Annotated in this window: 16 protein-coding genes; 4 read left to right on the top strand and 12 right to left on the bottom strand. The window is 47.3% G+C overall.

What is annotated here, in order from left to right; genetic code table 11:
* The 9 genes from AAGC78_RS09150 to AAGC78_RS09110 are packed head-to-tail and all read right to left on the bottom strand — an operon-like array spanning position 1 to position 7,806.
* Positions 1-1,071 (bottom strand): hypothetical protein, encoded by a 1,071-nt coding sequence (locus AAGC78_RS09150; RefSeq protein WP_435783764.1) that lies wholly within the window; start codon positions 1,069-1,071, stop codon positions 1-3.
* Positions 1,049-2,095, bottom strand: a complete 1,047-nt coding sequence (locus tag AAGC78_RS09145; RefSeq protein WP_435783763.1) for a hypothetical protein — start codon at positions 2,093-2,095, stop codon at positions 1,049-1,051. Before AAGC78_RS09145 ends, AAGC78_RS09150 begins: the two co-directional genes overlap by 23 nt.
* Complete coding sequence (locus AAGC78_RS09140) at positions 2,095-2,754, bottom strand: prepilin-type N-terminal cleavage/methylation domain-containing protein (RefSeq protein ID WP_435783762.1); 660 nt, start codon at positions 2,752-2,754, stop codon at positions 2,095-2,097. The genes AAGC78_RS09145 and AAGC78_RS09140 overlap by 1 nt, the downstream gene beginning before the upstream one ends.
* The gene (locus AAGC78_RS09135) at positions 2,735-3,157 is read right to left on the bottom strand and encodes a PulJ/GspJ family protein (protein ID WP_435783761.1); all 423 of its coding nucleotides are present in this window, start codon (positions 3,155-3,157) and stop codon (positions 2,735-2,737) included. Before AAGC78_RS09135 ends, AAGC78_RS09140 begins: the two co-directional genes overlap by 20 nt.
* The gene (locus AAGC78_RS09130; RefSeq protein ID WP_435783760.1) at positions 3,154-3,558 is read right to left on the bottom strand and encodes a type II secretion system protein; all 405 of its coding nucleotides are present in this window, start codon (positions 3,556-3,558) and stop codon (positions 3,154-3,156) included. The genes AAGC78_RS09135 and AAGC78_RS09130 overlap by 4 nt, the downstream gene beginning before the upstream one ends.
* 5 nt (positions 3,559-3,563) lie before the next feature.
* Entirely contained in the window at positions 3,564-4,025 is a 462-nt protein-coding gene (gene gspG / locus AAGC78_RS09125) for a type II secretion system major pseudopilin GspG (RefSeq protein WP_435783759.1), read from the bottom strand.
* 16 nt (positions 4,026-4,041) lie between these two features.
* Positions 4,042-5,247, bottom strand: a complete 1,206-nt coding sequence (locus AAGC78_RS09120) for a type II secretion system F family protein (RefSeq protein ID WP_435783758.1) — start codon at positions 5,245-5,247, stop codon at positions 4,042-4,044.
* Entirely contained in the window at positions 5,244-6,977 is a 1,734-nt protein-coding gene (locus tag AAGC78_RS09115) for a GspE/PulE family protein (RefSeq protein ID WP_435783757.1), read from the bottom strand. The genes AAGC78_RS09120 and AAGC78_RS09115 overlap by 4 nt, the downstream gene beginning before the upstream one ends.
* 13 nt (positions 6,978-6,990) lie before the next feature.
* The gene (locus AAGC78_RS09110) at positions 6,991-7,806 is read right to left on the bottom strand and encodes an ABC transporter permease (RefSeq protein WP_435783756.1); all 816 of its coding nucleotides are present in this window, start codon (positions 7,804-7,806) and stop codon (positions 6,991-6,993) included.
* 165 nt (positions 7,807-7,971) lie between these two features.
* On the opposite strand from AAGC78_RS09110, the gene AAGC78_RS09105 reads away from it, so the two are divergent.
* A complete protein-coding gene (locus AAGC78_RS09105) occupies positions 7,972-8,835 on the top strand; it encodes a glycosyltransferase family 2 protein (protein ID WP_435783755.1) in 864 nt (287 codons plus the stop codon).
* A gap of 104 nt (positions 8,836-8,939) precedes the next feature.
* Positions 8,940-10,265 carry a GGDEF domain-containing protein gene (locus AAGC78_RS09100; protein ID WP_435783754.1) on the top strand — a complete coding sequence of 442 codons (1,326 nt, stop codon included), beginning with the start codon at positions 8,940-8,942 and terminating at the stop codon, positions 10,263-10,265.
* Between the two features lie 91 nt (positions 10,266-10,356).
* Here the strand turns inward: AAGC78_RS09100 and AAGC78_RS09095 are convergent, their stop codons facing one another.
* Positions 10,357-12,777, bottom strand: coding sequence for an acyl-CoA dehydrogenase (locus tag AAGC78_RS09095; RefSeq protein ID WP_435783753.1), 2,421 nt, complete (start codon positions 12,775-12,777; stop codon positions 10,357-10,359).
* Between the two features lie 159 nt (positions 12,778-12,936).
* The gene (locus AAGC78_RS09090; protein ID WP_435783752.1) at positions 12,937-14,007 is read right to left on the bottom strand and encodes a CobW family GTP-binding protein; all 1,071 of its coding nucleotides are present in this window, start codon (positions 14,005-14,007) and stop codon (positions 12,937-12,939) included.
* A 170-nt stretch (positions 14,008-14,177) separates the two neighbouring features.
* Between AAGC78_RS09090 and AAGC78_RS09085 the strand changes: the two genes are divergently transcribed.
* On the top strand, positions 14,178-14,918 hold the full coding sequence (locus AAGC78_RS09085; protein ID WP_435783751.1) for a tellurite resistance TerB family protein: 741 nt from the start codon (positions 14,178-14,180) through the stop codon (positions 14,916-14,918).
* 80 nt (positions 14,919-14,998) lie between these two features.
* On the opposite strand, the gene zigA is transcribed toward AAGC78_RS09085, so the two are convergent.
* Entirely contained in the window at positions 14,999-16,204 is a 1,206-nt protein-coding gene (zigA, locus tag AAGC78_RS09080) for a zinc metallochaperone GTPase ZigA (protein ID WP_435783750.1), read from the bottom strand.
* Positions 16,205-16,738: 534 nt separating this feature from the next.
* Here zigA and AAGC78_RS09075 point away from each other — a divergent pair.
* Positions 16,739-19,753 carry a TonB-dependent receptor gene (locus AAGC78_RS09075; RefSeq protein WP_435783749.1) on the top strand — a complete coding sequence of 1,005 codons (3,015 nt, stop codon included), beginning with the start codon at positions 16,739-16,741 and terminating at the stop codon, positions 19,751-19,753.
* Positions 19,754-19,853 lie beyond the last annotated feature (100 nt).

Raw genomic sequence — 19,853 nt, 5'->3', positions numbered from 1 at the left:
TCATTTTTCATCAACCTGAATAGGTTTATTAGTGTTTAACCGTAGCCTTATCCTATATTGCCTATTCTCAGGCAAGGGCTCGACTCTCACATTGTTAAACCCTGCCTGCTCAAATGCCCTAACCAAACTCAAGGTATCGGTGATATCACCCTTAACACCAATGTCTATTTGATCAACATTACGCTCCCATGTCTGGAGTTCAAGATTCAACGGTTTGGGAAAGGCTTGGTACACTGCAGCCTGCACAGATAGAGGATCAGGCAACACGAACAAACCGGCAATCTCTTCAGCATCTTGCTTTGCAGCTCGTGCAGCACTGCGTGCCGTTAGCAGGGGTTCGGCCGAACGCGCCAGCTCATCTGTTTGCACTTGCAAATCGACCAATTGGTAAGACCACTTTCCAACACTAGTGAGCTGCAAGCTGGCCACTAAAAGGCTAATCGCCGTGGCATAAACCAATATTTGAGATCGCCGATCAAATAAATGATCCAGGAAAGAAAAAGCAACACCATCCCATGCTTTTTCCAAAAATACCGGCTCTTGCAACGTTAGATCGCTAACCGCCCCGCTGAGCCCGAAAGTACGTGCAAGCCTTTGCAATTGAGCAGGGCTAGGCATCGATGGAAACCACTGGCTCGCAGTGAGCAGGCCTTGTTTCCAATATTGAGCGTCAACGCCAAGAGTAGCTTTGTAAAGATGAAGTCCATCTGTGTGAGCTTTTTGCCAAAACATTACTTCAGAAAAAAACTCCGGGCGATAAAGTACTGCACTGACGTCATGCCCCTGATTTTCTAATAAGCTGTTTATATGGCTTGTAGACCAAAACCAAACTTGAGCCACCCCTCCTTTCCAAGCTACGGCAAAAGCAGGATCACTCCATGAGCTTAGTAACTTTATTTTCTGTATTAATGCTTGATGGCGCTTTGCTTTCTGAACGTTACTTAAATCAATGCAGGCAAATTGGCAAAAATCCCTACCAACAAGATATTGAGGTGTAAATGAAACCCGTTCAACATCGCGAGCATGCCCATCTGAAAGCAGTTGTTGCTTAATGGAAAAACGGGTGATCAATCGCGATAGCTGTTCTTGAAGCCAACTCATCAGGCAAATTTACTCGTGCAGACCAATTGAAATACCAAGCGCTGACGCCTGACTCCAGGGGCGAAAATTGTACATCATAAACATACGCTGTGGAGCCACCTTCATACCACCACCAAAATCGAACACCGCTCGCCGGTAAAATAGACAATAGTATTTCATCGTCAATACCTGCATAGGGGGTCAATTTTGAGACACCATCAAAACGCTTCTGCTCTCTCTTATCGATAAGCTGGGGCACAGTCTCCAGATTTTTTACTACCAGCGCTAATGCTTGATGTGACGCTGTATTGGCGTTAATGATGCTTGCGCCCTCTGTCTTGAAGACCTGAAGAATCCAGGCATCATCACGAGCCGCTAATACGCTATTCCACGCTAAAACATTCCGGAGCTGTAGTGGTGAGCGCAAATAACCATTAGCTGGAACTGACATACCTTGCTGTAAGTAATCTTGCTGTTCCGCACCTTGCAGTTTGCGTATACCATCTGGGTCTTGGTAGTCCCTCAATGTATCGCGGAGCCTTTCCGCTGAGACCTCACCGCCCCCTTGACTAGCAATAGCTTTGAATACCCGAATATCAGAGAGAAAGGATAAACCAATCAAGCCGGCCCTATCCTGAACCATCACTCTTACCCCGCCCCCCAGATCAAGCACAGATCCGTCCATCCGAAGAAAACCAGATGAAGATGCGGTTACCGTCGGGGCGGCGCCAGCCATAAAGTCATCTAAACTATCAAAATTTATTGTCGGCTGTGCAGCACCATGCTCTCCTGGCCATGCAACACCTTCAGCGCTTTTGAATCCGGTCATGTATGTGTACACAATCTTATGAAGCGCATCCACACTGACACGATAACTTTCTACTCGTTGCTGTCGAACTACAGCACTCTCCCTGACTCGATCTACCCACACAGAGAAAGCGGTCGCTGCGAGGATCATAATTACCAAGACCCAAAGCACGGATACAAGAACAAAACCGCGATTATTCCGTTGCATTACATCACCCCCTCAATCACGGGTGGTGCATAGCGCAATGGGCTTGACCTTACACTGATAATAATTTCAAAAGGAGTGGCCAAAGAACTGACGTGAAGAGCTATTGCACGAGGAAGAAGGTTTTTGTCATCACGCTTGAATACCGATGTTTTAGCTGGGAATGATTGCTGCCAACCGCCGTCTTGCATGTATTGCCAAGATATTGCCATCTTGGAATCAGGCCATTCGCGAATCACATACCGTTCGGCATTTCCCCCATAGAGAGGAGCTTCGCTATAAATAAGAGCACTAGTATTTGCGGTGCGCTCTATCGACCAGGTGATTACTACAGGTAAGCCCGGAAAACGCCCGGATAGTGCCCCCAGAGACAAGCCACTAAAACTATCTTGATTGCCAGAAAAATAAACTTTCTGCGCAATCTCACCATCAGCACCATTAATGAGGCCATGGATCGAGTCGCGCAACCATCCATTAAGCAGCTCTTCGCGCTGTGCGAGAGCCTGCCGCCTCTCCACTGATTTATAGACTCCGGAGGTGTATATAAACCCCTGCATTAATAAGCTGGCCAGTAAAGAGACGAGCAAAACTACAACCAGCATTTCAAGCAGTGTGAAGCCAGCCCCCCCCTGACGATGCGCTTTAGTTAAAGATGACGTCATTGAGGTCACGCACTTTTTTGACACCAAGCAATGACATTTGGAACTGATAAATCGTTTTCCCATTACGGATTAAAATGACGGTAGCAGGGTAGATCGTCGCTTGGTTGATTGTCTTTTGGTTTTGTTCATCAAGCACATCCCCCTTGTATAGCGGTGTGGATGTCTGCCATCTGATTTGCAAATCCCCTATTTGATCACTTCCCTCTGCTCGAACTTCAGGATCAATCATACTCATGAACTCAATAGCACTTTCAACTGATGAAGAACGTTGATTAATTTGATCCACTCTCGCTAACGTAATCAAATTGGTATTAATCCATCCATAAAGCGCAGTTGCGCCCATAGCAAAAATAGCCAACGCAATAACAGCCTCGAGAAGAGTAAAAGCGAATTGCTTTTTCATTCAGACACTACTCGACAATCTGGTGCGCGTAATCTGAGCTGATACTCTTGAACACCCTTAATAACTTTCACCGTGCGCTCATATGGGCAAAACCCACCAGCGGTGATGAATAAGGGAGCATCAAACTGCAATGACATACCCAAATCGGCAAGCCTTTCCACAGAAGCAGGTGGTAACACCGAAATATCCGCGGGATAATTACTCAGCTGGATACTGTGTCCACCATGACGAACATCGAGTGCCAAATTATTAATAGCCATGGCCAGATCTTTTCTGGCAAGAGAAGCAGCCATGCTATCGTACATTTTTTGCAATCCAGGCAATGCCAATGAGGTGACAATCCCCATCATAACGAGTACAACCACCATTTCGAGCAGCGTAAACCCGCCTGTTTTTTTCATAATCATCACTTGGCAGGAAGGTAACCTATGTCCTTTGCATCACCTTCACCACCATCTTGACCATCGGCACCTAGTGAATAAAGGCTGAAAGGCTCAAACTCGCTAGGCACAGCTTTATAAACGTAATCTCTGTTCCAAGGATCCAATGGAACGCCACCATCAATGTATGGTCCCTCCCAAAACTGGGCTACGCGCTCATCCGCCGGTCTTTGAGTGAGAATCTTCAACCCTTCTTCTTGTGTCGGCAAGCGACCAATATCCAAACGAAGTGTTTGCAACGAACCACGAATCATTTTTACCTGAGTCTCAGCAGTCTGGACTTTCGCGCGATCCGCTTGGCGAAATAAATTTGGGCCAACCAATCCAGCGATTAAGCCGATAATAACTAACACTACTATCATCTCCAGCAGCGTAAACCCTTTTTGGGAGGGCAGACTTACTAGAGGGGTGCGATGAATATTTGACATAATGAAATCCTGATTTTTAAAGCGGTATATCATTCGCGCTGGTGATGGCAAGAATAATACCGATGATAATTGTCCCCATGACTAAACCGATAACGAGAATCGCAATCGGCTCAATCAAAATAAGCGCCTTCTTCATTCGCTGCTGCCCCTGAATCGTATAGAGGTTAGCCAATGCATTCAGCATTTCCTCGAGTTTCCCTGCCCTCTCACCTACACGTATCAAGTTATAACCAGTTGCCGTGAGGCATTGATTGATTTCCAGCGCGACTGATAATGCCTCACCAGCTCTAACTGCATTCTTTACCTTCGTCAATTTTCGTTTTCTAGATGGCATTCGAACAGTTTCTGCGGCCAGCTCTAATGCAAGTATGAGTTCTACACGGTTTTTAACTAAAGAGGACAGCACTTTAGACCAAGCACCTACGTCAGCCTGCACGATCCAATCACCAACTACGGGAACCACTTCTACCTTTTCCAAAATCCTGGTTCGAATTACAGGCTGAGACCAAGCCCAAACGATCAACACTGGAGGTGAAACAATTAAAGCCAACAAAAGCAAAAAATGTTCATTAGCCCACCGCCCTGCACTCAATACCGCCCACGCTAGAAATGGCAATTTATCTGCCTGATCCAACAAATTTGTAAAACTTGGGACCACATAAACAAACATCATCAATACAGCTGCGACCCCTGAAAAGACCAAAATAGAGGGGTAAATTAATGCGTTGCGGGTTTCACTACGAACACTCAACTCATATTGCATTTGCTCACATGCATCACTCAACGCACCACCCAATTGGCCGGTTAATTCACCGGCTTTTATCAAATGATGAACGTACGCGGGAAATGGTAATTCAGATGCGACTATCGCTTGCTCAAAACTCCCGCCGTGTCTCAATGTTTTAGATGCTAATTTGAATGCCCACCTGAGCTTTGGATGAGCGGCAGATTGCGCCTGAGACCCTACGGCCTCGGCAGCACTTACACCTGAGTTCAACATAGCAGCAAGCTCATACAACGCAGTGATTATTTCCTGCGTAGTCAACCTTTTCCGGCTTTTTTGGTCGAGGTCTGGCTTTGATTCTTGAGGTGTGAGGGTAATCACCGTCAATTGTTGGCGACTCAAAGATGCCAATGCATCTCGCTCAGAAAGAGCTGAAATATGCCCCTCTAACTCCTTTCCCTCGGGATCAACTGCTGTGTAACTGAACTGAAGTGTCATGTGTGCAGGCTCGTAACTCTGTGGACTTCCTCAACGCTAGTGAGACCCCGCCAAGCTTTGATAAGTCCGTCGGTCGCTAAATCCCTAAAACCTTCCTGACGAGCCTGCTTTTGTAAGTCCGACAACGGAGCACGAATCAATACCAGGTTTCGAATAGCTTCGCTCACACCCACTAGTTCATAGATCCCAACACGCCCTTTGTAACCAGTAAATTGGCATTGCGAACATCCGACAGCCTTGCGCCAATTTGGTTTTTCCTCCGGGAAAAGTTTTTTAACAAACGGGGCTACACGCTCCTCAACAATATCGATAGGTGCGGCCGGCTGGCTGCACTGACACAACCTGCGCACTAATCTCTGCGCCTGAACGGCTATCACTGGTGTAGCAGCAAGAAAAGGTTCGACACCCATATCAATCAACCGGGTAAATGCGCTCATAGCATCATTCGTATGTAGGGTCGATAAAACCAAATGCCCAGTTAAAGCAGCTTGAATAGCAATTTCCGCTGTCTCGAGATCCCGGATTTCACCAATCATAATAACATCAGGGTCTTGTCGCAAAATGGAGCGCAATGCGGCCGCAAACGTAAGACCAATATCGCTATGAACTTGAACCTGCGTAATGTGGGGTAACCGAAACTCAACAGGATCTTCAACAGTAATAATTTTACGCACCCCATCATTCGACTCATCAAGAGCCGAATACAAGGTCGTCGACTTACCCGATCCGGTTGGACCAGTTACCAACATCACACCATGAGGGTGCTGAACCCAGTTGCGCAACAATATTAGATGGTCAGATAAAAAACCTAACTTTTCGAGCTGTAGGTCTTGCCGCTCTTTTGGCAAAAGACGCATTACAATCGATTCACCATTAACACCCGGCAACGATGAAACCCGGATATCCAATTCTTGCCCATTAATACGCATGCCAATACGACCATCCTGTGGCAAACGTCGCTCAGCGATATCAATCCCGGAAACAAGTTTTAATCGGGATGCTACAGCGTAATAACGTTGCTTAGGCAACGTACGACGAGTAAACATGACACCATCAATACGATAGCGAATATCAAATGTATCCGCCTCTGGCTCTATATGAATATCAGATGCTCGCTCTTCAAGCGCTTGCGAAATGACGTTATTAACCAATTCGATAACGGGCGCCTCTTCAGCCATTTCACGCAAATGCTGTATATCAGCGTCAATGCTGACATCCAAGCCCAACTCTTTTTGGCGAGACCTTAACGCATTTAACATAGCATCGAGCACTTGAGCCCGAGAAAGACAATACTGAATCTCTTGCGATGTTTTACGAGAGAGCGCCTCATCAAGTAGCGAGGAAAGCGGATCACGGGCAAGGCAGAAAAAACCGGCATCGTTTCGCCATACAACCGCCTCGTGCTGCAACAACCAATCAGTGCTGATACCTAGCTCATCTATCGCTACAAATAACTGCTCATCGGTCGGAGGGTCAATATCTCTGCCCACAAGCTTAAAGCCTAATTGCTGCGCCAACGCATCAAGCAGATTTATCTCTGATACGCTACCTGCGCGCATCAAAACAGCCCCTAAACGCCCCCCCACTTGCTGCTGTATAACTAACGCCTTTTCGAGATCACGCTGCTGAATGTAATTCAACCTGAGCAGAATTTGCCCAAGCAGCATTAGCGTCATATCCTCCTCATCATTGAGGGAATCGCCAGGATTAAGAGAATTGACATTTGCCAAGCTAAGCTCCTAACTAAATTACATCGGCAAAAGCCGGTTTACTGCGTGTAAAGAAATAAAACCCTAAACTGGCGACAACAAAAGACACCACTGAATACGCTCCAAGAACAAGCCAATCAGGTAAAGCACCTTCAAATAGAACAACCCGTGATTGCTCAATAACAATAACTAACGGATTGATAAACTTCAGGATCTGAAGACTCTCAGGTAAGCGATCCATCGGATAAAATATTGGGCTAAGAAACAGTGCAGCAGTGGCAACAAACTGTGTAAGCTGCCGCAAATCACGCAAAAACACACCGAGTGCAGCAAGTATCCACATGAGCCCCAAAGTCATTAAAAAAAAAGGGATATAGATAATCGGGATCAGCAGCCAGATCCAATTAACGTCACCACTCGAAAGCGCAACTACCACCATCAAGACAACCATACCTATCAACAGTTGCAAAACTGCGGATGCTAAAGCTACAGCTGGTAGGATTTCGAGAGGGAATATAATTTTTCTGACATAATTTGGATTAGCCACTATCAGATCAGGTGCTCGCGATATTGCATCTGCAAATAGCTGATGCAAAATTAAACCCGAAAAAATGATCAAAGCAAAATCTGTAAGCCCCTGAGCATGCGAACTAATGCTCCATTTAGCTTGTAGGATTTCGCCAAAAAAATAAGCGTAAATCCCCAACATGATCAAGGGCGATAAAACCAACCAAAAACGCCCTAATAATGACCCGGTAAATCGCCCCGCCAATTCACGAACAGTTAAAATCCTGATCAAACTACGATTTTTCCAAAGGCTTAGGAGCATTCCAAACAGCGGATTCTTCAATCTGAATACCTTAAATTTGACGCGATCCGACCTTCCGGCAACCGCATAACGAGAGGGGATACTGTAGAATACTGCCACAGCATTTTGGAGTCATAACTCCCCATCCCAGCAGAGGCGCGATTCTAGCCTAAATGTATGCCGAACAACAGAACAGCAGGAACCGCTTTGATCTCCACCATTATTGTCAATTACAACGCCGGCCCCGGCTTGGTTAGCTGCATCCAATCGGTTATCGATCAGGTGCGCGAGGTGATTCTGGTGGATAACGCCTCGCGCGATAACAGTATTGAATTGGTCGAGACGCATTTTGCTGGCGACGTGCGCCTGCGCATTATCCGAAATGACACCAATCTCGGTTTTGCCGCCGCGTGTAATACCGGCGCAACTGCAGCCCAACAACCCTACTGGTTTTTCCTCAATCCCGATTGCATCTGCGCTGACGGCAATGTGGCGGAGTTGTATCGCGTACTTACGGGAAATCCCAAAGCAGGCATGGTGGGTGGATTGCTGCTCAACCCTGATGGCACTGAACAAGCGGGTGGACGCCGCCTAACGCCAACACCCGGACGCACCTTGGTGCGCGCCTTTGGTTTGCAGCGTTTTGCCAAACGCTGGCCGGATTTGCTGGTCGATTTCAATTTGCACCAACAACCACTGCCTACCAAACCGGTTGCGGTGGAAGCAATATCCGGCGCTTGCATGCTGGTCAAACCGGAAGCCATTGCGACCGTGGGTTTGTGGGATGATCACTATTTTCTCCACTGCGAAGACCTGGACTGGTGCATGCGTTTTGTGCGCGCTGGCTGGGATATTCTATTTGTCCCCAGTGCCCACTTTACCCACGACCAAGGCACTTGCAGCAAAGCTCGCCCGTTATTTGTCGAGTGGCACAAACACAAAGGCATGACCCGTTTTTACCGCAAATTTTTCCGCGAATCCTATTCCCTGCCCTCACTCTGGCTGGTGATTGCAGCGATTTGGGCAAGGTTTGGCTTGATCGCGCTGCGCAGTTTTGTCCGCCGCTCCTGAGCGTTGGTCACCCACCAGATAAATCTGGAAAATCACCCGAAATAATCAATACTTAGATTCACTTTCATCGCCGCGGGTTATTCGCCCTACCATGAACCACCACTATGAATGACAAGAGTTTTAACGCCGCCTTGCTGCTGGCGATTGTATTAACGCTGGTGGCGATAGTTGCGCAAAAATATTTTCCGCAAAAGCATTTTCTTGCCTGGCCGAATGCTGCACTCGATTCCTATTTCTATTCATCCGCTGATGACAGCAGTGCTCCCGCCGCTTTTTGGCTAAACCAGCAACAAAACCAATGGCGCTGCGTCTATCCCAAAAATGACGGCAGCGAATATTTTGCCTGCAGTTTCAATGTGCTCTTTGAAAAAGCAGCGGATCGGGGTGTAGATCTCTCCGGCTATTCCCACTTAAACCTCTCCATCCGCTACACCGGTAATGCACGAAAGCTGCGGATTTATCTGCGCAACTTTGATCCCACTTATTCAATGGTTGAAGATACCAACAGCACCAAATTTAATGCATTGATATTGCACACCAAGGATCTCAATAAAGAACTACGCATTGGGATGGACGAATTTATTGTGTCCGAATGGTGGCTGGGGCAATACGATATACCGCGCGAGTTATCGCGCCCGGATTTGCGCAATGTCGTCACCTTTGGAATGGATTATGTGGAGGGCAATCAGCCAGGAAACCACGATGCAACCATAGAAAAAATCGAATTTGTGGGCGAATGGATTTCCGCTGAAAAATGGTACCTGTGTATTTTGGGATGCTGGATGCTGGGCATTTTTGCTTACGCCATTTTCCGGCTAACCCATCTACAACAACAAACCCGGCACGATGTGCAGGTGATAAATCAATTGAGTGATAAGAACGCACTACTCAAACAGGAGACGGCAAAGTTTCGTCGCCTTTCAACCGTGGATTCACTCACCCAAACTTACAACCGCTTCGGCATCGATCAAGTTGTTGCCAATTTGATTGCAACCAATAAAGAATCCGACCAACCGCAAGCAGCGATTCACTTTGCATTAATTATTATCGATGTCGATCACTTCAAACGCATCAACGACAGGCGCGGTCACGATGTGGGCGATCACGTCTTAAAAAATATTGCCGCGATTATAGCCAAAGGGATTCGCGATCAGGATTCCCTGGGGCGTTGGGGCGGCGAAGAGTTCATTGTAATAATGCCGGATGCAGATAAAGAGCTTGCAGCAGAGACTGCGGAAAAGATTCGCATGTGTATTTACGAAACTATTTTTGAACCAGAAAATCCACTGTCAATTACAGCCAGTTTCGGTATTAGCGAAAGATTAGCAAATGAAGATTTTGCCAGCGCATTTAAGCGCGCCGATAAAGCGCTTTATGAAGCCAAAGCGCAAGGAAGAAACTGCTCGGTCATCGCTGATGATGTTTTATAAACAAGACTAAATATTAACGCCCAATAAAAAAACCCGCCGTAGCGGGTTTTTTTATTGTTCACTGAAAAGATTGTTTACTGCAAACTGAGGCTTAGAGTTTATCAAACGCGTCGGTTAACAAGCAGTCGAAGCGGCGTGCATCGTACTCCACAACGCGGGCAACATCATGCGGCTGGATAATATTTTTCGCTGCTGCATCTTTTGCCAACTCTTCTGTTGTAGCACCAGAAATTTTTCCGCTGTTTTTCGCTTTGAGGAAGGCATTCCACACCGGGCCTAAAGCCAATAACAATTGATAGGTGCTTTCTACTCGACCAAATGCATCTTGTGGATCATGAGTGACATACAGATATTGCCCGAGCAATTGACGCACCGGATTTTCTTCCATAATCAAATCGCCCAACTCGCGGATCAAATCATCATCGGGTTTGTTGACGATTGAACCAAACGGCATAGTGGCAAAGCACACCAGCTTAGCGATCCATTTTTGCGGGAAGTTATCAGCAAAGTCACGCAGCGCTTCTTGCGCAATATACAGTGCACGCGTCAGCGCATATTCGGCGTGAGCATCTTCCGCACGAGTGCGCGCATGGGCTGAGTGGAATTTCAAAATCGAACTGGCGATAAATAGCTGGCTGTGAACATCCCCCAAACGCGCCGACAATAATTCGCGGCGTTTCAAGTTTCCGCCCAATACACCCAAGGCGATATCTGACATAGACGCAAGCGATGCGCTCAACAAATTAATACGTTGATACCAACGTTTACTGAAATCATCCGCATTCGCCGGGATGCTGCTCAAACGCCCACCGACCACACCTAACAATTTGGTACGCAACAAATTGCTAAAGATATGACCGAGATGCATTGCAAATAATTTGTCGAATTTTTTCAAACCTTCGCTGCCATCCTCCAATTGCATGGTCAGCATTTCTTCAAACAGGAATGGATGGCAACGCATTGCGCCCTGACCAAAGATCATCAAGGAACGGGTTAAAATATTCGCGCCTTCTACGGTGATTGCTACTGGAACCGAGTGATAAGAAGCCACAAGGAAATTGCGCGGGCCTTTTTGGATTGCGCGGCCACCAACAACATCCATTGAGTGCTCAACCGATTTACGCATCAATTCAGTTGCGTGGTATTTCGCCATCGCAGTCATCACTGAAGGCGCGCCGGTTTCCAAACCTTTAGTTACAAACTGGCGCATCGCTTCCAGCGTGTAACCCGTCGCTGCAATTTCTGCCGTCGCTTCTTGCACACCTTCAAACTTACCGACCTCCATATTAAATTGACGACGGATTTTGGCGTAAGCACCCACCATGCGGTAATTCATTTCGCCACTCGCGGTGGACAAAGCAGGCAGGGAAACACCACGGCCAGCACCGAGACATTCGATCAGCATGCGCCAACCTTTACCGGCCATTGCTGGACCACCGATGATCCAATCAGCGGGGATGAAAACATCGGTACCAAAAATCGGCCCATTCATAAATGGTGAGCCGGGGTTGTGACGTTGGCCGATCTCTACACCTGGGTGATTAGCAGGGATCAACGCACAGGTAATGCCGTATTCTTTTTTGCTTGCATCGCCGAGCAATCCTTCAGGGTCATAAACCTTAAATGCCAAACCGACTACAGTTGCGACCGGAGCAAGCGTAATCCAGCGTTTGCTGAAGGTGAGCTTGAGGCCGATGACTTCTTTACCTTCATGCATGCCCTTACAGACGATACCGGTATCGGGAATAGAGCCTGCATCGGAACCCGCTTCTGGGCCAGTCAAACCAAAACAGGGAATTTCAGTACCATTGGCAAGACCCGGCAACCAGCGTTGGCGCTGCTCTTCGGTGCCGTACTTAACCAATAATTCGCCTGGGCCAAGTGAGTTTGGCACCATTGCGGTAACCGCGGCGGTACCGGAACGGCTGGCGATTTTGCTCATAATGCGGCTTTGCGCGTGGGGGCTGAAATCGCGCCCGCCGTATTCTTTAGGGATGATCAGACCAAAGAAGTTTTTGTCTTTCAAATATTGCCAAGCCTCAGGTGAGAGGTCTTTGCGGGAATTCTGGATATCCCACTCATCCAGCAATTCACATAATTCGTTAACTTCTTTATCCAAAAATGACTGCTCTTCGGCGGTCAATTGCGGCAGGCTGATTTGCGCAAACTCGCTCCAATCCGGGCTGCCACTGAACAATTCTTTTTCCCACCAGGTGGTGCCTGCTTCCAATGCATCGCGCTCGGTAGGGCTGATTGGTGGCATGGACTTTTTCAGCATCGAAAACACCGGCTTGGTCAGCAGTGCACGGCGCACCACACTCACATTGAGTACGACCAAAATGACCGCTAACGGGATCACCAACCAGAGTGAAAACATGTGGGGAGTGACTAGCAGACCCAGTCCAAACCACGCGATGAGAACCAGACATGACGAGGCAATAAGCGCTACCTGATGGTAGGTTAGTACAGCGACCAACACCCATATCGCCAACAAAGAGAGCAGTAACATCATTTTATAGACCCCTGAAAGGTTTTGTTTTTGTGAGTTTCGGTGTGAACTCTACCCTTAACCTTAGCTCAATACCGTTAAGTCGGTGAGAATTCCTGCGTCGCATTAGTGCTTATATGATCCTTTTATTGATGCGATGCACCATATGTATTCACTTACTCCTTAAGGCATGCGGCATTGCAAGAGTTCAACTTCCAACTCATCGATCATCAAAGCGGCGTTGTTAATCAATTCAATACGACTGTCGAGCAACTTTTGTTCACTGTCAGACTCATTGTCAAAATCATCGCCCAGTAGCAGCGGCTTCACACTCAACACACCGTCTTCCGCATTGAACATATATACACCTTGGTCAGTATTCATCACCGCCTTGGCGCGCACCATCTGCAGACCCGTCATCCAACCGAAGAGTTGATTAAAGTCAAACTGGATAGAAGGCTGGAACATCCACCCGCAGGAATAAAACCCCTGCCCCTGATTTTCACGGCGTAAAAAATCCTGGCCCTCAGGCAATTGGATCGCCGCGTTGTAAAGTTCGCGCTGGGGATTCAAGCGATTGTTGCGCTGCGCCGTGTGATGTTGCGGATGCGCAAGTTGATGAGTTGTGCGCGGATAATCCAGCCAGCTCAATTCAAGCTGCCCTTGTTGCACCGCAAATGCAGCTTGTTTAGGTGGAGTAAAAGTGGCGACAAGATCAGCAAACTTCGCTTGATCCTCCGCTGCGCTCAAATCCGATTTATTCGCGACCAACACATCGGCAACCGCAATCTGATCTTTGAAATTGGCATTGTCGGTATAGCGTGCATCGCTTAATTTGCGCGGGTCGATAAGAGTAATAGTCGCGCGCAAATCCAGCACCGTATCGTAATACTCGCCGGTCAAGGTATTGATGATTTCTTCCGGATGCCCGAGGCCGGTTGGTTCGATAATAATGCGATCCGGTTTGGTCTTTGCGATCAACATATTCAACGCGATTTTCATCGGCAATCCGGCCACACAGCAAATGCATCCACCAGGCACTTCGCGGATATGGGCGTTAGTATTTTTTAACAGTGCACCATCAATTCCTATCTCACCAAACTCATTCACCAGTACCGACCAAACCTCGTCGGCCGGCTTGCTATTGAGCAAATGGGTAATCGCTGTCGTTTTACCAACGCCCAAAAAACCGGTGATGATATTAGTGGGAATTAGTTTCATTTCGCTGGTGGGTTCAGATGAAGCAGATGTCATAAGCACTCGATACTGTGGCAATTAATAGCAGCATTCTACCGCTCGCCACAGCGGCAGGCACACCTATCCGAGGATAAAACTTAACACTCCTACCCGCTTGTTTTCACACACTGTTAGCCCCATGAATAAAATCTGAACAGACACATTGAAAAATCCCAGAGGAAGCAGGAATGAACACCACCAATTTACTTAACCAGCTGCTCAAAGCAGGCGGCGACTTACTGCAAAATAAGGGCGGCAATACGCAGCAGTCCGGCAATTGGCAACAACCGTCCAACAACCAGCAGGCAGCGGATAATTCTCCGCTCGGTGCGCTGACGGGATTTTTATCGGGCAAAGGCGGCGCGGCCTTGGGTGGCGGTGCGATTGGCTTACTGCTCGGCAGCAAACAAGGCCGTAAATTGGGCGGAAAAGTGCTGACTTATGGCGGCTTGGCTGCACTCGGCGCAATCGCCTACAAAGCCTACGGCAACTGGCAAGCGCAGCAACAAGCGGGAGCTTCCGCGCCACAACCCCAGACAATTGATCGCATTCCACCGGCGCAAGCTGAACAACACAGCCGCGCGATCCTGATCGCATTGATCGCCGCCGCTAAAGCCGATGGCCATGTTGATGATCGCGAGCGCCAATTAATTGATGGCGAAATTGGCAAATTAACCCAGGATGCAAGCTTGCTGACCTGGATTGATCTCGAATTGAAAAAGCCCCTTGATCCAAGCGCAATTGCCGCTGTTGCCACGACAAAAGAAATGGCAGCCGAAATGTATTTGGCAAGCATTTTAGTTGTTGATGATGAAAACTTTATGGAGCGCGCTTATTTGCAAGAGCTGGCAAAACAGTTGCGATTGGAGCCAGAGCTGCAAACTGAATTGACCACCCAAGCAAAACAGGCGATTCAGCTTTACAAATAAATTCTGGAATCTGAACCAAACAAAAACCGGCAATTTACTAACAATAAATTGCCGGTTTTTTTATTTCCTCCGCACGGTTTTTAATGAGTGTCAGTCACCGTCCACGACGGAAATGGATCGGGCAACTGTTGCCAATAATCCTGCCCGCGCAACAATTCTTCATCGCTCAGCAAACAATTATCCAATGCATTAGTAACCAGTTCTTTATCCAGATGTTGGCCAATAAAGACTAATTCCTGGCGCATATCACCAAAGGGCTCTTGCCACTTATCCATAATAGAATCGAGATATTCTTGTTCAACCGGCCAGCGCTCTTTCGGGATTGCCTTCCAAAACATTCCCGCCGCACCGTGCTGCGCAATACCACCTGCTTGATTCCACTGCCCCGCCCACTGCGGGCGCGACGCCAACCAAAAAAAACCTTTTGAACGCAGCAATTTTCCTTTGAGATTCGGATTGGAAAAAAAGTTATAAATTTTTTCCGGATGAAACGGCTTGCGCGCGTGATACGCAAAACTGCTGATGCCATATTCTTCTGTTTCGGGAATATGTTCGCCGCGCATTTCTTTGAGCCAACCCGGCGCTTGTTGTGCTTGCTCAAAATCAAACTGGTTGGTATCCAATAGTTTTTCCAGCGGCACTTGCCCGTTCATCATCGGAATAATTTCCGCGTTGGGATTCAAGCTATGCAAAATCGCCTTGAGTTCGACCAGCTGTTGCGCCGTGATTAAATCGGTTTTGCTGATGAGTAACACATTGCAGAATTCGATTTGGTCAACCAACAAATCGGCCACATTGCGCTCGTCATCTTCGCCCAGGCTTTCACCCGTTTCCTGCAGCGATAACGCATCGTAATAATCATTTAAAAAATTGACCGCATCGACCACTGTCACCATGGTATCCAGACGCGCAATTTGGGACAGGCTCTGGCCTTCTTCATCAGCAAAGGTGAATGTCTCGGCAATCGGTAGCGGCTCGGAAATACCGGTTGATTCGATAACCAGATAATCAAATCGCCCTTCTTTCGCCAGACGAGTGACTTCGATCAGTAAATCTTCACGCAAGGTGCAGCAGATACAGCCATTGCTCATCTCCACCAGTTTTTCCTCAGCGCGATTTAGTTCGACCTGGTTTTGCACCAGCGCCGCATCGATATTGACCTCACTCATATCATTCACGATTACCGCCACCCGGCGATGTTCGCGGTTATTCAAAATGTGATTGAGCAGAGTCGTTTTCCCCGCCCCTAAAAAACCCGACAGCACAGTTACCGGCAATAAGTTCATTGTTAACCTCGCTCATTTTTCGCCACTCAAAACATGTTATAACATAACAAAATAAAAGCAAGATCAGAAAAACCTATCGCTAATTGGCAGCCCTACCCATCTATCCGCAGGGCAAAAACATCAAAATTTTGAAATATTTTCGTCACCTTAAGTAACATACTGTAACCGTTTACAATTTTTTTACACTTTCCCCAGTGGACAATAAATGAGCATCTCTCGCCCATGAAAAAATTGACCATTTTTGAGTGAATGCAAAAAAATCTATATTAATCATCAATATAGTGCATTTATCTAAATTTAATGCGCACCAATTTGGCGCACAAATGTTCATTTTTTAACTGATAAAAACCCTTCTTTGCACTTTTTCGTCTCACAAAAAGTTTGAAAATGTAAACGATTACACATAGGATTCCGCCCATCTCACGGGATGGTCAGGCATAGCTTATATAGCGCCGCTGTTCTGACTGAGAACCTGCCAACCGAACTACGCAGGGTTTTTACCCACATAAAAAGTCAAAACTAGAGGACGCACACATGAGAAGTTCTGCAAGTTTTAGTAAGACGTTGCTGTCGACGATGATCGCAACTTGCATCGCTACCGGCGCTTACGCGCAGGAAGAGAATGCGGTTGAAGAAATCGTTGTTAGCGGTGTTCGCGGCGCTCAGGAGAGAGCGATCGATATCAAACGTAACTCGGCCCAGATTGTTGATTCGGTTGCAGCCGAAGACATCGGCAAACTGCCTGACACCACCATTTCCGACTCCTTGCAACGTATTACCGGTATCCAGATCGCCCGTAGCGGCGGCCAAGGTAGTCAAGTAAGTGTTCGCGGTATGGGCCAAGTATTGAGCACCATGAACGGCGAATATTTCCTGACGCCGGCGAGCATGACCACCAACGGCGTTAACTTTACCGATGTACCAGCAAGCCTGGTTTCCGGTTTGAACGTTTCCAAATCCCAATCAGCAGCACAATTGGAAGGCGGTATCGGTGGTAGCATCGATATCCTGACCCGTCGCTCGTTGGATTTGGATGAAGGCTTTAGCGGTTCAGTGCGCTTACAAGGCAGCACCGGCAGCATCACCGAAACTACCGATCCGGAATTGAGTGGTCTGGTCGGTTTCAATTTTGATGATAAAGCGGCTATGTCGCTCGCATTCTCTTACGGCGATTCTACTCTCGCGGAAAACCAGGGCCGTCTGCGTGCTGACCGCGTTGCGGAAAGCTGGGATTGCAGCACCAGCTGTGCTGACCTCGATGGCAATGGCAACACCAATGGCGATTTCATCAACCCGATGAGCTGGAACAGCCCGGAATTTTCTGCGCGTGAAATCGAGCGTGAGCGTTTGGGTCTGGCCTACAACTTCAATTTGGCAGTAAGCGATGCGCTTACCTTAAACACAGATATTTTCTACACCGAAATGGATGAGAAAGCTGCTGGCCAATTTATTTATTTGGGCAACCAAATTGGCGGCCGCGCTGGCTTCCATGAATACACCTTGGAAACCGGCAAACCTGCGATTATCAATCCAGGTGATGGCACCCTCGGTGGCCAACCTTTCTACGCGACCGACATGAATATGATGGTGTCTGGTTTCCGCGCTGGTGTGATGGGTGATTACCGCGAAAGTTCTGCACTCAATTCCAACATTGAATTGAAATACGACAACGGTGATGCATTCACTGGTAGCGTGCGTTGGGTATCTGGTCGCGCCGACAATGGCAATGACACTCTCACCCTTGCGCAAGTAAGTAATGCATTGATGGTAAAGCGCTCTCCAACAACTGATGCGATTAACATTAACCCTGGTGCAATCAACGACGGTTTGATTTATCCAATGCACGTTAAGTTAAACAGCAATAGCGTGTTGGCGGAATTGGATCCAACCATGATCGCCAAAATGGCGAACCCTGAAGCTTGGTATTTGCACTCAGGTTGGATCGACAGTACTTACGCTGAAGCTGATTCAGATGTATTGCGCTTTGATGGTAATTTCAAATTTGCCGATGAAGGTTTGACCTCGGTTGATTTCGGTTATCGCTTCTCTGATCGCGCCACCAAGTTTAACAACTCATCTTTCTTCTCACCATCCGGTGTAATTAAAGATGGCGTAGAACTGCTGAACAAATATCACGAAGTAGGTTACGCAACTGGCCAGGCTGGTAGCAACGGTACCGCTGCAGGTTTAACTTATGATCCGCTGCCGGTTATTGAAATTACCGATTCACGCCTGAACGGTTACATCAACAATGTGAGCAATTTTGGTGATGCGCTGAAAGGTCTGAACGTTAGCATCCCGATGATCGACACCGGCAAAATCAATAACCCAATCGCGTTCAACGATATGCTCTACGGCAAAGGCCAAAGCATTATCAATCCGGATCGTTCTTACGCTATTAGCGATAGCAAACAAAGTTTCCACTTCCAGGCAAACTTTGATAAAGCGCTGAACGATACTTTTACCATCAGCGGTAATACCGGTGTGCGCTACGTAAAAACTGATTTGACCGTAACGCAAAATATTACTGATCCGCAAAAATTGAATCCGCTGATTTTGGCGGGTACCGATCCAAACCACACTACTTACATGGATCTGGGCGATAAAGTTACCAACGTTACTTACAATCACTTCTTGCCAAGTTTGAACTTGAACATCGGCATTGCAGAAGATTTCAAAGTGCGCTTGGCATTTGATAAGCGCATGACGTTGCAAGATCTTGATCGTTTGGGCCAAGGTACTATTACTTACCTGAGCGGTGAAGAAACGGTTACTGATCCAGTGACTGGCGAATCGGTAAAAGAACCATTCCAACGTGTAAGCTCACGTCAAAATAATGGTAACCCTTACCTCAAGCCATGGTCTGCCAATGTATTTAACATTGCTGGTGAATGGTATCCAACTGACAGCGCGATTATATCGCTCGGTTATTTCAACATTGATGTAGACAGTTTCACCTACACCAAAATTGAAAAGAACCCGACCCTTGCTGACAGTGATGGTGTAGTGCGTCGCGGTGGCGAAGAGCAAACCGTTACCAACGGTTCAGGCGGAACTGTTAAAGGTTGGGAATTCTCTTACCAACAAAGTTTCGATTTCTTGCCTGGTTTGTTCGGCAACACCGGTATTACATTCAACTATACCTACTCTCCAACCGAGAGCCCTTCAAGCGAATTGTTACCGGATGGCAGCGTAGCGCCATTCAACAACACTGCTGAAGACCAAGCGAACCTGGTATTGTGGTATCAAGACGATAAATTCGAAGCGCGTGTTGCAGCCAACTATCTTGGCGACCAATACCAAGGCAAAACCTCTGGCTGGATGTGGAACCCATCTAACACTGACAAAGGTATGCCACGTTACTTGAAAGAAACCTTATTTGTTGATGTGACCACGTCTTACAATGTTACTGAAGACTTGCAGATTACTCTGGCAGTTAACAACCTGACTGAAGAAGACAACATCACTTATACCCAGTGGGAAGATTTTATCGATTCCTACAACATCTTCGAACGTCGTATTACCGCCGGTGTTAACTACAAGTTCTAATCTGGTTTTAACTAGATCTACACTTGGCGTATGAGAAAAGGAGCAGATGTAAATCTGCTCCTTTTTTTGCTCTACACTTACTGGTTTTTACCGACTAATA

This window comes from Cellvibrio sp. (assembly GCF_039207905.1).
In the GTDB taxonomy this organism is placed as follows: Bacteria; Pseudomonadota; Gammaproteobacteria; order Pseudomonadales; family Cellvibrionaceae; genus Cellvibrio.
The sequence above is the reverse complement of the archived record's forward strand: the minus strand, read 5'-3'. Positions and strand labels throughout refer to the sequence as shown.

Bases quoted from the DNA above. Each gene is read 5' to 3' on its own strand.
- zigA (WP_435783750.1), bottom strand. From the start codon at position 16,204: ATGAACTTATTGCCGGTAACTGTGCTGTCGGGTTTTTTAGGGGCGGGG.
- AAGC78_RS09085 (WP_435783751.1), top strand. From the start codon at position 14,178: ATGAACACCACCAATTTACTTAACCAGCTGCTCAAAGCAGGCGGCGAC.
- AAGC78_RS09090 (WP_435783752.1), bottom strand. From the start codon at position 14,007: ATGACATCTGCTTCATCTGAACCCACCAGCGAAATGAAACTAATTCCC.
- AAGC78_RS09120 (WP_435783758.1), bottom strand. From the start codon at position 5,247: ATGACACTTCAGTTCAGTTACACAGCAGTTGATCCCGAGGGAAAGGAG.
- AAGC78_RS09075 (WP_435783749.1), top strand. From the start codon at position 16,739: ATGAGAAGTTCTGCAAGTTTTAGTAAGACGTTGCTGTCGACGATGATC.
- AAGC78_RS09100 (WP_435783754.1), top strand. From the start codon at position 8,940: ATGAATGACAAGAGTTTTAACGCCGCCTTGCTGCTGGCGATTGTATTA.
- AAGC78_RS09145 (WP_435783763.1), bottom strand. From the start codon at position 2,095: ATGCAACGGAATAATCGCGGTTTTGTTCTTGTATCCGTGCTTTGGGTC.
- AAGC78_RS09130 (WP_435783760.1), bottom strand. From the start codon at position 3,558: ATGAAAAAAACAGGCGGGTTTACGCTGCTCGAAATGGTGGTTGTACTC.
- gspG (WP_435783759.1), bottom strand. From the start codon at position 4,025: ATGTCAAATATTCATCGCACCCCTCTAGTAAGTCTGCCCTCCCAAAAA.
- AAGC78_RS09135 (WP_435783761.1), bottom strand. From the start codon at position 3,157: ATGAAAAAGCAATTCGCTTTTACTCTTCTCGAGGCTGTTATTGCGTTG.
- AAGC78_RS09140 (WP_435783762.1), bottom strand. From the start codon at position 2,754: ATGACGTCATCTTTAACTAAAGCGCATCGTCAGGGGGGGGCTGGCTTC.
- AAGC78_RS09095 (WP_435783753.1), bottom strand. From the start codon at position 12,777: ATGATGTTACTGCTCTCTTTGTTGGCGATATGGGTGTTGGTCGCTGTA.